Raw genomic sequence first — 13,875 nt, 5'->3', positions numbered from 1 at the left:
TTGTGCCGCGTTATTGGTGCTTTTTTATATAATTAGACGCGCGGCACAGGCTTTTACATAGTGCGCCAAACCATGATTTGAAAGGCCCAGCGCGGCATTCTAGCGCAGAATCATTCTTCGGGCGAGGACATAGACGGGCACAAACGGCGCCATGCCGCCGATCCCGCGAATTCAACCCGCCTGAAGCCGGCCCCCGAACCGGCCCAGGCTTCCCCGGCAGGATCGGCGAGCGCAATCAATCGATCATTGCGCCACAGCGACGGGAGCGCAGCACGGGCGGCACCTGGCAGGTCCTCGATGCGATTGGCGGTCAGGCCCAAGGCGCGGGCCTGGCGAACCCCGTCGACGCCAAGCTTACCGACGGTCAGTCCCTCAATATCTCCCCGCAAATCAAGCCTAAACCGCCGGTCCCAAAGGATCGACGGCTGTGCCGGTATAGCCGGACCAATGGCCGCAGCCTCACGACATACAAGGATACGCTCACCGCGGGTTTCAATCCTGCACCCGCCCAAGGTCCGGGGCCCGGGCGTCGGTTCCCCCCGAAGAGCGGTGGCGAGTTTTTCCAATCGCTCAAGCCTGACCGGGTAGTCCCCACCGGAAACGAAGCGCAGCAGGCAAGTCAAAACACGCAGGGAAAGCTCGTCGTCCAGATCGACATACGCTTGGCGTTCAAGCCCCGCAAAACCGTGCGGATCAGCGAAAGCATGGGCATCCAGGAAACCGTTCGTTGCGCTTTCCAGAGCGGCCCGCGCACGGCGCATGGCTTTCGCGGTTCCCGCCAAGCGCTTCGCATCCAACCCTTCCATGGCGAGGATATCGGCCAAATTCCTCATCCGCACACGGGCATGCCGGATGTTGCGGTTGCTCGGATCATCCACATAGGGCCAACCGGATTGATCGAGGACGGTGTGAACGTCCCCGCGGGGGGTATCCAGCAACGGTCGGATCAACGACACAGCGCGATATGGATCGCCCGGCACCTCGGTTACGGGGGCCATGGCGGACAGGCCGTCCACACCGCTTCCACGCGCCAGACGCAGCAGGAAGGTTTCCGCCTGATCCTCAAGATGGTGGGCAACCGCCAGCACAGAAACACCCTGCGCCAGACACCAATCGCGCATCAGATCGTATCGCATCCGACGCGCCTGCGCCTGGACATTGCTTCGTGGACGGGCGCCTTCATAGCGCAGGACGACCGCCTCTACCCCACGTTCGCCAAGCCAACCGGCAACCCGGTCTGCCTCTTCCGAGGCTTCCGGACGCAAGCCATGATCGACAATAAGGGCGGTAAGGGGAACGAAACGTTCCGCCGCCCAGTTCCTAAGCATGAAGGTCAGCGCCATGCTGTCCGGCCCGCCGGAACAGCCGACGGCAAGGCGCAATGTTGCTTCCGGTACCGCATCCGCTGTTTCGCCGGAAACGGCTGCGTCCTGCAGGCAGGCCGACATCGCGTCGGCAAACCATCGCGGCGTCACGTCGTCCCCGGACCGTCGCGGTCCTTGCGCCCCGGGATCAGGGACAGCCGACTTTGCCGGCTTCCGCATCCGCTCGTTCCAGTACCCGGCTATCTGAATTGGGATACTTCGTCTTGAGTTCAGCGAAGGACGCGCATGCCGCGTCCTTCTTGCCCAATTGCCCCAAAGACATGCCGAGCTTCAAAAGGCTTGCCGACGCTTTCGGGCTTTTCGGGAAATTCGTGTACGCGTCCACAAATACCGCGGCCGCGTCCCGGAAATTACTCCTCGCATAATGGGTCTCACCCAGCCAGTACATGGCATTGCCGGCGAAAGGCCCTTCGGGGTGCTCGTCGAGGAATGCTTTGAAGGCGCCCTCTGCCTGTTCAAGATCCTGGCGCAGCAGACCGTATGCGTACTGATACTGTTCCTTCTCGGAACCCGGCGGAAGAGTGGCGCGATTGGCCGTCTGAGGCGCTGCGGAATTCACGGGCGCCGGCCCCGGGGCCGCGGCCGGCGGCGCCGGAGGCGGCGCTGCGGGCTGGGTCGCCGCAACCTGCGGCTGGCTGGCCGAGGGTGTGACGGTTCCGCCCGCCTGACTTTGCTGTAACTGTGTCTGGGACACTTGGCCAAGCACTTGCGCGCCCGGTTGCACACCGCCCGCCGCTTGAGCAGGCTGGTTGCTGACCGATCCCTGGGACGTAATCACCGTGGTTCCCGTTTGCGTTCCACTTTGGGCGATTGTGCCCACAGGGGCGCTTTGCTGCGCCGCCGACGACGGTACCGCGCCTGGTTGTTGAACCGCGCCGACTTGCCCTTGTACTGGCGTTCCGCGTTCAAGAGCCTGAAGACGGAAGTCGACATCGGAAACCAGCTTATCCAAGCGATTGCTGATCGAATTCAACTGAAAGCCGGTTTCCTCGATGCGGCCGGTAAGCGTGCGGATTTCCCGTTCCAGCGCCTGGATCCGCAGTTGCAGCCGCGCGGTCGCCTGTGCCGATTCCGCACTGGGCGCCTGTGCCGCGGCAACGGCATCTGCGGGCGGTGTTGCGCCGGTAAATACCGTGCGCTGAAGATCAGTGATATCGCGCCGAAGCCGCTGCAGTTGTTGGCTAATCGACGAATCCTGCGCGAAGGCTGGTGTCACCGCGGTCAAAACAACGCCGCCGCTGATCGCAACGGCTAAAGCAACCGCGACAGCAAGGTTGCAGGTTGTCCGCAGTATGCTGCGGGTGACGGACGATACGGCCTTGATGAACATTCGAACCCCGGTTCTGTAACGGCTTCAGGCATAGCTTCGATCTATGCGCGCAGATCGCGCGATTCCAGCTTTCTGTCTACGACAGGATTTCGTCAAAAATATGGCAAATGGAACGAAGGGGAAAGCCTGCCCTACCCGGCGGCCGTCCGAATTAACACATGTATGTCATCCGAACTCGGCAGCCAGGTCGTGTGACACCGACAGCGAAACGCCGCCCGCGCCCGAAAAGCCCCCGGCCGCCCGAAGCGCCGCCGTCAAATAGAAACGGGAAAGCCCCGGTTTCCCAAGACTCTCCCGTCTAAACTCATCGGATCGGGGTCATGTTAAACCCCGGTCCGGACCGTTCCGGCGATTAGCTCGCCGCAGCGTTCTTCAGAACCACGACACCGCGACGGTTTTGCGCCCAAGCAGCATCGTTGGAACCCAGAACAGCCGGGCGTTCTTTGCCGTAGGAAATCGTTTCCAGACGGTTCGGATCGACACCAAGGCTGATCAGGTAATCTTTGTGCGAGTTTGCACGGCGTTCGCCGAGAGCCAAGTTGTACTCACGCGTGCCGCGTTCGTCGCAATGACCTTCGATGACCACGGTGACGCCCGGGAATTGCTTCAGCCAAGCGGCCTGCTTTTCCAAAACGGCAACCTGGTCGCCACGAATGTCGGAAGCATCGAAGTCGAAGAAGATCCGGTCGCCGACATTGACGAGGAAATCCTGCACACTACCCGGCGCGATCTGGTTGGTCGCCGAAGCGGCCGGCGCCTGCGTGGAGGACGTCGAACTTGTAGTTTGCGTGCCGCTGGATCCGGAATCCGCAGATTCTTCCGGAGCGGTCTCGCAAGCAGCAACCAGCAAAAGCGCCGCGAGAAGGCTGAGGACTTTAAAGCGCATTATAGCACCCCCTAGAGGTTATGCCCGGCCGTCGCAGGGCGGCGCCGGTGTCGAATGAGGTTTCTCTGCAGCCGATACAACCGGCCGAGTGGTGGCATATTAAGCACGGCGATTGTCCAAATTCAACCACCGTACCAAGTCAAAGCACTCAATTTAATTTACTTTCCATGTATTTAGTCGTCGGGATGCAGCAGTTTAGCAACACAAACCCACCGCAACTAAATAATGAGAAGCCGTATTTGCACCTCTGCATTCTCCCACAAGTCTTAATTTCCACAAACTGGATCAGAAAACTCGCTTTCCTTATGGATTCAAAGGAGACCACGCCGGATCCGACGCGAATCCCGGCGTCACAACCCGACGCAGATTATACCCAGTCAAATCAATGGAATAGAGATTAACCCTACCCTCTTCACCAGGTTCCTGACGGAAAAACATGATGACGCGCCCGTTCGGCGACCATGTGGGCCCTTCATCCAGGAAACTCTCGGTCAGCAAACGTTCGCCCGACCCATCCGGGCGCATGACTCCGATATGGAATTTGCCACCGCGCTGCTTGGTGAAGGCAATCAGATCGCCACGGGGCGACCAGACCGGTGTCGCGTAGCGTCCCTTCCCAAAACTAATACGCCGCTGGTCGCTTCCATCCGCGTTCATCACGTAAATTTGTTGCGAACCGCTGCGGTCGGACTCAAAGGTGATTTGCGAGCCATCGGGCGAAAACGTCGCCGAAGTGTCGATATCCGGATGGCTGGTCAGTCGTATGGGTTGGCGCGTACGCAGGTCCATCACATAGATATCGGTGTTGCCTTCCCGCGCATGGCTCATGACGACCGAATTACCGTCCGCGGAGAACCGGGGCGCGAAGGTCATGCCCGGAAATTCACCCAGCAATTCCCGCCGCCCGGTCTGAACGTTGAAAAGATAGACCCGCGGCTTGTTGTTGAAATAGCTGAGATAGGTGATTTCCTGCTGCGTCGGTGAAAACCGCGGCGTCAGAACCAGGGCGCGGCCATCGGTCAGGAAACGATGGTTAGCACCGTCCTGGTCCATGATGGCCAGCCGCTTGACGCGTTCGTTCTTCTTCCCGCTTTCCGCCACATAGACGATCCGCGTATCGAAATACCCGCTTTCACCGGTCAGCCGCTTATAGACGGCATCAGAGATGATATGTGCGATCCGGCGCCAATTACTGCGCTCCGTCGTATAGACTAAGCCCACCATCTGTGCTTCCGCGAAGACGTCCCACAGCCGGAACTGAACCTGGATCCGCCCGTCTTGGAGGCTTTCAACCGACCCATTAACCAACGCTGTTGCATTGATCACGCGCCAATCGGAAAACCGCGGACGAACATCGATGCTTGCGGCGGACTGGATGAACGCCTTCCGGTCCAACGGCCGGAAAAGGCCCGACCGTTCCAGATTGGCTGAGATGACATCGGCGATGTCCCGGCCAACATCGGTTTCCTCCGGCGCGACACCGAAGAATTCCGAAATCGCGATCGGCAACGGCTCGACCGTGCCCCGGGTGACGTCGATCCGCAGCTCGGCGCGGGCCGGCATTGCCGAAAAGGCCAGAACCAATAGCGTGAGCATGCCGACCAACATCAGTCCGCTTCGCTGCAGCACCGTCGCAGCCGGCTTGCCGGAGGTCACGGAACTCGAATTGGGAAGGGTGAACATCAGCCTAGTATCTCCCGGGGATTGAATGTGATGACTATGCTTTGCCAGAGGTCATATCTGTCCGGCGGCAGTTTCAACGGGTTGCACTTCGGGTTCAATACCGCGCGCAGCGCGCTTTCCGCCGCCGCCATCCAGAATGGATCGGACGCACGAGACATATCGGTCAGTTCCGCCGTTTGGACAGTTCTATCCGGTCCGACACGCACCCGCACCTCTATAACAAGGTCTTCGGCGTTGCGCGCCCCGGCGGGAACGTTCCAACATCCGGCCAATTGCTGACGCAAGGCATCGAGCTCGCTGAAATTCAAAGCCTGCTCAACGCGAGAAGCGGATGTCTTTGGCGCCTGTTGTTCCGATTTGTTCAGTGCCTGTTTGACCGCGTCCGCGAGGCTGACCTGCTTCTCGTCTTCCTTCTTCTCCGGCTCGGGCTTCCGCGGCGGCGGGTCCTGTTTCAGATCTTGGACCGTCTGTAGCACACTCGCGAAGTCCTTCGGCGGCTCTTCCTTCTTTTTCGGCCGCTTCGGCGGTCGGGGCATATTGATATCAGCCTGGGCTTCCGCCGGTTCCGGCTCTTTCGCGGCCTGCTGAACAGGTTCCGGTTCGGGCGGCTGCTCGACCTGCGGTTCTGGTTCCGGTTGGGGAACAGGTTCAGGCTGGGGCTCAGGTTCCGGCGCGGCCTCGGGCTCGGGTTCCGGCTGAGGGGCCGGTTCCGGTTCGGCCACGGGCGCCGGTTCCGCCTGGGCGGGTTCAGCCGGCTGCGGCTCGGCCGCTGGAGCAGGTGGAGGCGGCGGTGGCGGCGGAGGCGGTGGGGGTGGCGGAGGCGGCGGACGGGGCGCTTCCGGCGGCGCAGCGTCTGCCACCGTGGGGTCCGGTTCCTCCACGGGCTCCGGCAAGGTCTGCTGGGCGAGGTCGCGTTCCGTCACCATTTCGGCCTGCATGACGACCGGCATCGGCGAAAACTCGCGATCCGGTGTAGGCAATGCGATCAGCGACGCCACAACGATCGCGACGTGTAACAGTCCGGACAGGATAACCCATTTGAGCATGATGCCCTACGCGGCTCCCAGTGGTCGCATCGTATCCATGGCTCAGTTGCCGCTCTCGGACTTCTGGTCCGGCAGCTTCGCAAGCAAGGCGACTTTCGTGAAACCGGCAACACTGACAGTGCCCATCACTTCCATGACACGGCCGTAGTTGATCGCCTGGTCCCCGCGCACGAAAACCCGCAATTGATCGGCCCCGACGCCCCTCGCCTCTTGAATCGCCGTCAGGCGCGGCGCGATGGCATCGAGCTCAATCGGCGTTTCCTGGATGAATATCTGACCATCACTCTTGATTGACAGCACGACCGGTTCCACAGAGTCGTTGATGGAGGCTGCCTTTGTCTGTGGCAGATCCACAGGTACGCCCACGGTCAACAGCGGGGCCGTCACCATGAACACGATCAGCAGCACCAGCATCACATCGACGAAGGGCGTGACGTTGATTTCCGCCATCGGTCGGTAGCGTGGACGGTAGGAACCGCGCCCACCGCAGCCATTCTGAATGGTTCCCATGGCCATCGGTTATTCTCCCGCTTCCAATTGGCGCGAGATGATGGCGCTGAATTCGCCGGAAAATGCCTCCAACCTGGCCGCGTACCGTCCCAGGTCGGTGGAGATCTTGTTATAGGCAATCGTGGCCGGAATTGCGGCGACCAGGCCAAGCGCGGTGGCGAACAGCGCCTCGGCAATACCGGGGGCAACGACCGCCAGGCTGGTCTGCTTGGTGACGGCGATGGCGGTGAAGCTGCTCATGATCCCCCAGACCGTGCCGAACAAGCCAACGAAGGGGGCAGCGGACCCGACGGAGGCCAAGAACGGCAGATAACGCTCGAGCTGTTCCATCTCACGCCCGACGGCGACATGCATGACCCGCTCTATACGTTGTTCCAGCGCATTGTAGTTCCCACCGGGGTTCAGCGAGGCGGAAGACCGCCGCCATTCGCGCATTGCCGCCGCGAAAACCGACGACATCGGGTCTTTCGGTTGATGTCCGATCCGCTCGAACAAATCGTCCAACGAACCGCCCGACCAGAAAGCATCTTCGAATTTGTTCGCCGCCTTCCGCAGCTTGGAAAGGCGCCGAACCTTGTCAAAGATCACGGCCCAGCACCAGACGGACGCCATCACCAACATCACCATCACGATCTTCACGATGATGTCGGCGCGCCAGAACAGCGACCAGATCGTCATTTCCGCCAATTCGGCCGATCCGCCCAGCGACACCAGATTTACTGCTTCCTGTTCCATGCCGTTCAGTCCCACTTGCCACGTCGGCCGTTGCCGGCCCCGTGTCCTTCCTTTCGGTTATTCCGTTCCGCGCAAGACCTGCCGAAGTTCGGCCGGCATGCGCATCGGTGCCCCCGCCTCGTCGAGGCAGGCCAATTTGACCTGCACCGCAACCAGATGGGTATCGTCCAGGTAGATATCCTGGGCCATTTCAATCGTCGCGCCAGCCACTTTTGTGACCTTGGTGCGAACATCCAATAGATCGTCCAACCGCGCAGGCTTGATATAGTCCGCCGCGCATCGCCGAACCGCGAAGACCAATCCACTCTCCCGTTTCAGGCGGATGTGGTCGTACCCCAAATGCCGCAGCCATTCCGTCCGGCCGCGTTCCGCGAATTTCAGGTAATTCGCGTAGTAGACGATTCCAGCCGCGTCCGTGTCCTCGTAGAAGACGCGGACCGGATAGTGGAAAACGGATCGGTTCTGCACGCCAGCCTCGGTCATGCCTCACCCGACGCGTCCTGATCGGACGCCGACAGCAGATCCATTTGCGCCTCGACACTGCGCGGCGCCTCCATCCCGATATAGCGCCATCCCTGCACGGTCAGCATCCGCCCGCGTGGCGTGCGCTGAACCAGGCCCTGTTGGATCAGAAAGGGTTCGACCACTTCTTCCAGGACGTCGCGCTCGTTCGCCAGCGCCGCCGCCAGAGTCTCGACCCCGACCGGACCGCCGCCGTAATTTTCCGCCATGCATTTCAGGTAACGGCGATCCATCAGGTCGAGCCCGCGGTCGTCTACATCCAGCCGCCGCAGGGCATCGTCCGCCGCGGAGATATCGATCACCGTGGCGCCCGCGACAGAGGCAAAATCCCGCACCCGGCGCAGCAATCGGCCCGCCACGCGGGGTGTGCCCCGGCTGCGTCGGGCTATTTCCCGCGCACCGCCTTCATCCAGCGGCATATCCAGAACGCGGCCGCCGCGACTGACGATGGAGGTTAATTCGTCTTCCGTATAGAACTGCAGATGCAACGGGATACCGAAACGCTCCCGCAAGGGCCGGGTGATCAACCCGGCGCGCGTGGTGGCGGCGACAAGCGTGAATGGCGCAAGATCGATCCGAACCGAGCGCGCCGCCGGCCCTTCCCCGATGATCAGGTCCATCTGATAGTCTTCCATCGCCGGATAAAGGAATTCCTCCACCGCCGGGTTCAGCCGGTGGATTTCGTCGATGAACAGCACATCCCGGGGTTCCAGATTGGTCAGCAAGGCGGCAAGGTCGCCTGCCTTCGCGATGACTGGGCCGGATGTCGCCCGAAAATTCACCCCCAGTTCGCGCGCCATGATTTGCGCCAAAGTCGTTTTCCCCAAACCGGGCGGGCCATAGAACAGGGTGTGGTCCATCGCCTCACCCCGGGCCTTGGCGGCCTGGATGAAGACGGAGAGGTTCTCACGAACCGCTTTCTGGCCGGTGAAATCGGCAAGCGTTTGCGGGCGTAATTGGTTTTCGGCTTTGTCTTCGACGCCGTCGCCGGGCGCACGTTCGCCATCGACCAGACGGGCTTCTGGGTTTGCCGCGAAGCCGTCGCTCATGACGTCAGCTCCTTAAGACCCAGGCGAACAAGTTCGCTGAGCGGCACCTCGGCACCGTGATCCTGAATAACGCGCGCCACCGCACCAAAAGCCTCGCTGCGCCCGTAGCCCAGATTGACGAGGGCGGAGACGGCATCGTCGGCCGAACTTTCGGCCGGCCCGGCATCCCCGCTCGCCGCTGCTGTGTCGCCATCACCCGCGACAGCGGCTTTCGCAGCCGCGCCGAGCGTCAGGGCGCCGACCTTATCCTTCAACTCGCTTGCGATCCGCCCGGCCAGCTTCGGACCCACACCATTTGCCCGCGCGATCGCGGCCTTGTCCCCCGCCGCCACGGCCTGGGTTAGTTGTTCCGGCGACAGCACGGACAGGATCGCGAGGCCGACTTTCGCGCCGACCCCTTGAACCCCAGTCAGCAATTTGAACCAGGCCCGTTCCGGCGCATCGCCGAAACCATAGAGATGAATATGGTCCTCACGGACATGGGTCTCGATATCCAAACGCACCGCTTCACCGCGGCCGGGCAGCCGAGACAAGGTTCGGGCGGAACAGAAAACCAGATAGCCGACGCCGCCGACATCGATAATCAGCCAATCGTCGCCGACCTCGTCGAGGAGGCCTTTCAATCTGGCAATCATCGGCGCCCTCCGGCCAATGCCTGGATCGCCGCCGCGTCGGACCGGCCGGCAGCCCAACTGCGCTTCGTACCGGCAAGATGACCGTGACAGATCGCGACCGCCAAGGCATCGGCCGCATCCGCCGTCGGCGGGTTGCAGCCCGGCAATAGGGTACGAACCATCATATCGATCTGGTCCTTGGTGGCCGCCCCGGTCCCAACAACCGACTGTTTGACGCTTTTGGCGGAATATTCCGCGACCGGCAGGCCGAACAGCGCCGGTGCCAGCAGCACGACGCCGCGCGCGTGGCCAAGCTTCAATGTCGATCCCGGGTTCTTGTTCAGAAAGGTCTCCTCGACCGCCGCTTCATCGGGTGTATGGGTGCGCAGCACGTCTGCCAAGGCATCGTGCAGGTCCTTGAGGCGTTCGGCCATCGACCCTTCGGTCCGCGGATCGACCGTGCCGCATGCGACGAACCGAAGGCGGGTGCCTTCGGTTTCGACCACACCCCAACCGGTATGGCGCAGACCTGGATCGAGCCCGAGTATCCTCACCGCGTCAATTACCTGCCAAGCTTTCCATCACCTCATCGGGGATGTCGAAATTGGCGAAAACGTTCTGAACGTCGTCATTGTCGTCCAGATTGTCCATCAGCCGCAGGACCGATTCCGCCTTGTCCGCGTCGACGGGAACAAGGTTCTGGGGCTTCCAGGCCAATCGCACGCTGCCGGCCTCGCCGAACTTGCTTTCCAATTCCCCGGATACAGCGTGCAGGCTGTCGGCGGCACAGATGATTTCGTGCCCGTCTTCGCTACTGCTGACGTCGTCGGCGCCGGCCTCCAGGGCCGCTTCGAACATCGTGTCCGCATCCGCCACATCGGCGCCGTATTGGATTTCGCCGACCTGGTCGAACATGAACGCGACCGAGCCTGTTTCACCCATGCTGCCGCCCGCCTTTGAGAAAATGGCGCGCACATCGGAGGCGGACCGATTCTTGTTGTCGGTCAGCACGTCGACGATGACGGCAACGCCGCCCGGGCCGTAGCCTTCGTAGCGGATTTCTTCGTAATCTGTGTCGTCGCCCCCACCGGCGCCCTTTTGAATGGCCCGTTCGATATTGTCCTTGGGCATGCTGTTTGATTTCGCCGCCGCGATTGCAGCGCGCAAACGGGCATTCGCCGCCGGGTCGGGGCCGCCCATTTTCGCGGCCACCATCACTTCCTTCGCCAATTTGGCGAAGAGCGAGGAACGCTTCTTATCCTGCGCACCTTTGCGGTGCATGATATTTTTGAACTTGGAATGACCTGCCATTTCAACACCTTCGGCTTGTATCCGCGAGAATTCCGGGATGATCGTGAGGAATGATCGTCCAGGCCCGCGCACGCGGTTCGGCAGTTCGCGACCCGCCGGAACGCACAGCCCGACCATTCCCATGATTAGGATTGTGCCCGGGGTTGTAGCCGTCCATGCCGGAATGTCGATACCAAACCGCCTGTTTCCCTGCCCATTCGCCGTGATTCTATGCCGTCTGACAACGCCGACTCGTCGCGACGCGCGGCTCTTCCCGTTCGGAAGGGAACCGCCCGCTATTGGCATATCTAGACCGCGTTTATGGCTTTTTTTGGGCAGGCGCCGGTATTTCGGAAAAAGACGACCGGAACAAGCCCGTCACACCGACGGCCAAGCGACCTGCAACTGCCCGCCCAGCCGAACAGGCTGAATTTTTGCGGCCAGCCCTGTGGCCGGGTCGGTATCGACCACGACGCCGGCAAGCGTGCCCTCGCCGTCCGCCGGAGCCATGCGCGGGCGCGGCAGCTCGCCCAGGAACCGCGCCACCGACCCGCTTTTTTCCATGCCGATCACCGAATCGTAATCCCCGCACATGCCCGCATCGGTCTGATACCCGGTGCCGCCCGGTAGAATCCGCGTGTCGGAAGTCGGGATATGGGTATGCGTTCCGACAACAAGCGACGCGCGGCCGTCCAGCAGATGGCCTATCGCGTTCTTCTCGCTCGTCGTTTCCGCATGGACATCGACGAGCACCGCGTCGAATCCAGCCTCGGCCGGAACCGTGCCCGGAACATGCTTTTCCAAGCTGGTGAAGGGGTTGTCGTACATATCCATGAACAAACGCCCAAGCACGTTCACGACCAGGATGCGCAAGCCCTTGGCGGTTTCGTATACGCCCACGCCGCGGCCCGGCATTCCGGGCTGGAAGTTGTCCGGGCGCAGCAGACGCGGTTCGTCATCGGCGCGGGACAGGATATCTATATTGTCCCAGGAATGATTGCCGCCGGTAATTACATCCACACCGGCATCGAACAACTCGTCGCAGATCTTGCTCGTGATCCCAAAGCCGTGGGCAGCGTTCTCGCCGTTGGCGACGACGAAATCCAATTTCAGCTGATCACGCAGACGCGGCACATTCGCTGTGACCACGTCACGACCTGCTTTACCGACAATGTCTCCACAAAAAAGAAACCGCATTCCAAACCTTTCTAAGTCGGGTCGACCAAGCGCAAATGTGGGCTCCCGACTGCCTTTATTCTAATCGCCTCGCGTTCCGTGACGATCCAATCGAGCGGTTGGTCGAGATCGTCATGGGGCACATAGGCCATTTCCTGCCCGGCAAAAGCAACACCGACGGCCTGCACAGGCTTCACGGTCCGCAGCCTGGCGAGCGTTCGGTCATAGAACCCACCACCATAGCCCAGACGATATCCGGTCCGGTCGAATGCAAGCATCGGCACCAACAGCAAGTCCGGCTCGATTTCCGGGGCCTCCGGCGCGGGCGCCTGGGTTCCAAAGGCTTCCTCGACCATGGGGTCCCCTTCGCGCCACCGGCGAAAGACTAGCGGTCTATCTTTGCCCAACACCACCGGCAGACAGATATCGATCCCCTTCTCAAGAAAGCGGCTCAGAAGGGGCCGCGTGTCAATTTCGCTGCCGATCGGCAGAAAACCGGAAACCGCCGCGGCATTGCGCAGAGGGACGGTCCCCAACAGATTTTCAGCAACCTTGTGGGCGGCCTCCGGCCCCGCTTCCAACGACGCCGAAATGCGCTGTGCCGTGGCCGCTTTGCGCGCCAAACGCTTTTCGTCCTGTAAGGTCAACGGCCATCCCCAAAAAAAGAAAACCCCGATCACCTGATTTATACGGCGACCGGGGTCGTTGAAACTCGTGGGACGCGGCCACCTCGGCCGTTCGCCGGTTTGTACCCCTGGAGCCTGCAATGCAGGTGGGCGCCGTGATACCGGGACCAAGATCCCGGCAGGGACAGCTCCCTAGAGGAATTTATAGCCCCCGGGACAACAATGGCGTGGCGCACCGCGCAGCGCGCGCCCCAATCATACAGTTAGGCATCCGCGAGTTTCTCGGCAACCGTTTCCAAGCGTTCGGCCAAAGATTCTAGTACTTCAAGATCGCTGTCGTCTTGGACGGGTTCAGCCGGGGTCGGGGCCGGACCAGCTTCAGATACCGCATCAAGCTCCGCGCGCAGAGACTTAATCTGTTCGAAACATTCAGACAATTCGTCAGAAATAAGCAGCCCCGCCATCACCAGCAGGCGGGCATCGCCCAACTGGCCCATCGATGCGGAAAGTTCGCCGACGCGCTTGTCGAGATAGGCGGCCAGCCTGTGAAGATGTTCTTCCTGACCATCGTCACAAGCCACCGAGTAGTTCCGACCGTTAACGATGATGTCGACCTGGGCCATATTTCAATCCGTTCAATCAGGGTACGCTGCCAAACTATTGGCGGAGAATCTCTATTAGAAGGTGGTGAAGGGTTCGCTAGGCCTCAAGCCTTTTCCAAAACTTTGTTGAGCTTCGCAATCGCCTTATCGAGCCGGGCGCCGAGATCGGCATTGTGCTTAGATTGCTCGCGAACCTGTTCCGAAAGCCGATCACGCTCTTCCGTCAGCGCGTTCAGCTGTTCCGCCGCCCCGCTATCTTGCCCGGCGCTGGCCTGCTCGTTACTGAAAAGCCGCTTTTGCGCCGCAGCCTCCAGGCTGGCTACTGCCGTTTCCAGACGCCGAAGCACCTTCTCCCGGTCACTCATGAAATACTCCGTCGAGAGAGGCGGATGTAGTTACCGCCGATCCAATGTTATTGTGC

At 61.1% G+C, this 13,875-nt stretch carries 16 protein-coding genes and 1 other RNA gene; all 17 read right to left on the bottom strand.

Annotated elements, in window-relative coordinates; all coding sequences use genetic code 11:
* Nucleotides 1-110: 110 nt before the first annotated feature.
* The 17 genes from tilS to EOI86_RS21750 all read right to left on the bottom strand — a co-directional run bounded on the left by tilS (nucleotide 111) and on the right by EOI86_RS21750 (nucleotide 13,819).
* Entirely contained in the window at nucleotides 111-1,544 is a 1,434-nt protein-coding gene (gene tilS, locus EOI86_RS21830) for a tRNA lysidine(34) synthetase TilS (RefSeq protein WP_127767815.1), read from the bottom strand.
* Nucleotides 1,513-2,715: a tol-pal system protein YbgF gene (gene ybgF, locus EOI86_RS21825; protein ID WP_127767814.1), complete on the bottom strand. Its 1,203-nt coding sequence runs from the start codon at nucleotides 2,713-2,715 to the stop codon at nucleotides 1,513-1,515. The genes tilS and ybgF overlap by 32 nt, the downstream gene beginning before the upstream one ends.
* 352 nt (nucleotides 2,716-3,067) lie before the next feature.
* Nucleotides 3,068-3,601, bottom strand: a complete 534-nt coding sequence (gene pal / locus EOI86_RS21820; protein WP_127767813.1) for a peptidoglycan-associated lipoprotein Pal — start codon at nucleotides 3,599-3,601, stop codon at nucleotides 3,068-3,070.
* A 303-nt stretch (nucleotides 3,602-3,904) separates the two neighbouring features.
* A complete protein-coding gene (tolB, locus tag EOI86_RS21815; protein WP_127768287.1) occupies nucleotides 3,905-5,209 on the bottom strand; it encodes a Tol-Pal system beta propeller repeat protein TolB in 1,305 nt (434 codons plus the stop codon).
* 74 nt (nucleotides 5,210-5,283) lie between these two features.
* On the bottom strand, nucleotides 5,284-6,330 hold the full coding sequence (locus EOI86_RS24505) for a hypothetical protein (RefSeq protein WP_153811699.1): 1,047 nt from the start codon (nucleotides 6,328-6,330) through the stop codon (nucleotides 5,284-5,286).
* Between the two features lie 42 nt (nucleotides 6,331-6,372).
* Complete coding sequence (tolR, locus tag EOI86_RS21805; protein ID WP_127767812.1) at nucleotides 6,373-6,846, bottom strand: protein TolR; 474 nt, start codon at nucleotides 6,844-6,846, stop codon at nucleotides 6,373-6,375.
* Nucleotides 6,847-6,849: 3 nt separating this feature from the next.
* Nucleotides 6,850-7,575 (bottom strand): protein TolQ, encoded by a 726-nt coding sequence (gene tolQ, locus EOI86_RS21800; protein WP_127767811.1) that lies wholly within the window; start codon nucleotides 7,573-7,575, stop codon nucleotides 6,850-6,852.
* A 57-nt stretch (nucleotides 7,576-7,632) separates the two neighbouring features.
* Complete coding sequence (gene ybgC / locus EOI86_RS21795) at nucleotides 7,633-8,058, bottom strand: tol-pal system-associated acyl-CoA thioesterase (RefSeq protein WP_127767810.1); 426 nt, start codon at nucleotides 8,056-8,058, stop codon at nucleotides 7,633-7,635.
* The gene (gene ruvB / locus EOI86_RS21790) at nucleotides 8,055-9,146 is read right to left on the bottom strand and encodes a Holliday junction branch migration DNA helicase RuvB (protein WP_127767809.1); all 1,092 of its coding nucleotides are present in this window, start codon (nucleotides 9,144-9,146) and stop codon (nucleotides 8,055-8,057) included. The genes ybgC and ruvB overlap by 4 nt, the downstream gene beginning before the upstream one ends.
* Nucleotides 9,143-9,781 (bottom strand): Holliday junction branch migration protein RuvA, encoded by a 639-nt coding sequence (gene ruvA / locus EOI86_RS21785; protein WP_127767808.1) that lies wholly within the window; start codon nucleotides 9,779-9,781, stop codon nucleotides 9,143-9,145. Before ruvA ends, ruvB begins: the two co-directional genes overlap by 4 nt.
* Complete coding sequence (gene ruvC / locus EOI86_RS21780; RefSeq protein ID WP_127767807.1) at nucleotides 9,778-10,314, bottom strand: crossover junction endodeoxyribonuclease RuvC; 537 nt, start codon at nucleotides 10,312-10,314, stop codon at nucleotides 9,778-9,780. The genes ruvA and ruvC overlap by 4 nt, the downstream gene beginning before the upstream one ends.
* 4 nt (nucleotides 10,315-10,318) lie before the next feature.
* Entirely contained in the window at nucleotides 10,319-11,071 is a 753-nt protein-coding gene (locus EOI86_RS21775) for a YebC/PmpR family DNA-binding transcriptional regulator (RefSeq protein WP_127767806.1), read from the bottom strand.
* Between the two features lie 357 nt (nucleotides 11,072-11,428).
* Nucleotides 11,429-12,247, bottom strand: coding sequence for a TIGR00282 family metallophosphoesterase (locus EOI86_RS21770; protein ID WP_127767805.1), 819 nt, complete (start codon nucleotides 12,245-12,247; stop codon nucleotides 11,429-11,431).
* A gap of 11 nt (nucleotides 12,248-12,258) precedes the next feature.
* Complete coding sequence (locus EOI86_RS21765; RefSeq protein WP_127767804.1) at nucleotides 12,259-12,873, bottom strand: 5-formyltetrahydrofolate cyclo-ligase; 615 nt, start codon at nucleotides 12,871-12,873, stop codon at nucleotides 12,259-12,261.
* A 72-nt stretch (nucleotides 12,874-12,945) separates the two neighbouring features.
* Nucleotides 12,946-13,101, bottom strand: a non-coding RNA gene (gene ssrS / locus EOI86_RS21760) — 6S RNA.
* A gap of 14 nt (nucleotides 13,102-13,115) precedes the next feature.
* A complete protein-coding gene (locus tag EOI86_RS21755) occupies nucleotides 13,116-13,475 on the bottom strand; it encodes a cell division protein ZapA (RefSeq protein WP_127767803.1) in 360 nt (119 codons plus the stop codon).
* 83 nt (nucleotides 13,476-13,558) lie between these two features.
* Nucleotides 13,559-13,819: a DUF4164 family protein gene (locus tag EOI86_RS21750; protein WP_127767802.1), complete on the bottom strand. Its 261-nt coding sequence runs from the start codon at nucleotides 13,817-13,819 to the stop codon at nucleotides 13,559-13,561.
* Nucleotides 13,820-13,875 lie beyond the last annotated feature (56 nt).

The sequence above is a fragment of the Hwanghaeella grinnelliae genome (assembly GCF_004005845.1).
GTDB lineage: Bacteria > Pseudomonadota > Alphaproteobacteria > UBA8366 > Aestuariispiraceae > Hwanghaeella > Hwanghaeella grinnelliae.
Note: the sequence above shows the minus strand (reverse complement) of the source record. Positions and strands in the feature narration are given on the sequence as shown.

Excerpts from the sequence above, each read along its gene's own strand:
- tilS (WP_127767815.1), bottom strand. The coding sequence starts at position 1,544 with ATGCGGAAGCCGGCAAAGTCGGCTGTCCCTGATCCCGGGGCGCAAGGA.
- ybgF (WP_127767814.1), bottom strand. The coding sequence starts at position 2,715 with ATGTTCATCAAGGCCGTATCGTCCGTCACCCGCAGCATACTGCGGACA.
- pal (WP_127767813.1), bottom strand. The coding sequence starts at position 3,601 with ATGCGCTTTAAAGTCCTCAGCCTTCTCGCGGCGCTTTTGCTGGTTGCT.
- tolB (WP_127768287.1), bottom strand. The coding sequence starts at position 5,209 with ATGTTGGTCGGCATGCTCACGCTATTGGTTCTGGCCTTTTCGGCAATG.
- EOI86_RS24505 (WP_153811699.1), bottom strand. The coding sequence starts at position 6,330 with ATGCTCAAATGGGTTATCCTGTCCGGACTGTTACACGTCGCGATCGTT.
- tolR (WP_127767812.1), bottom strand. The coding sequence starts at position 6,846 with ATGGCCATGGGAACCATTCAGAATGGCTGCGGTGGGCGCGGTTCCTAC.
- tolQ (WP_127767811.1), bottom strand. The coding sequence starts at position 7,575 with ATGGAACAGGAAGCAGTAAATCTGGTGTCGCTGGGCGGATCGGCCGAA.
- ybgC (WP_127767810.1), bottom strand. The coding sequence starts at position 8,058 with ATGACCGAGGCTGGCGTGCAGAACCGATCCGTTTTCCACTATCCGGTC.
- ruvB (WP_127767809.1), bottom strand. The coding sequence starts at position 9,146 with ATGAGCGACGGCTTCGCGGCAAACCCAGAAGCCCGTCTGGTCGATGGC.
- ruvA (WP_127767808.1), bottom strand. The coding sequence starts at position 9,781 with ATGATTGCCAGATTGAAAGGCCTCCTCGACGAGGTCGGCGACGATTGG.
- EOI86_RS21775 (WP_127767806.1), bottom strand. The coding sequence starts at position 11,071 with ATGGCAGGTCATTCCAAGTTCAAAAATATCATGCACCGCAAAGGTGCG.
- EOI86_RS21770 (WP_127767805.1), bottom strand. The coding sequence starts at position 12,247 with ATGCGGTTTCTTTTTTGTGGAGACATTGTCGGTAAAGCAGGTCGTGAC.
- EOI86_RS21755 (WP_127767803.1), bottom strand. The coding sequence starts at position 13,475 with ATGGCCCAGGTCGACATCATCGTTAACGGTCGGAACTACTCGGTGGCT.
- EOI86_RS21750 (WP_127767802.1), bottom strand. The coding sequence starts at position 13,819 with ATGAGTGACCGGGAGAAGGTGCTTCGGCGTCTGGAAACGGCAGTAGCC.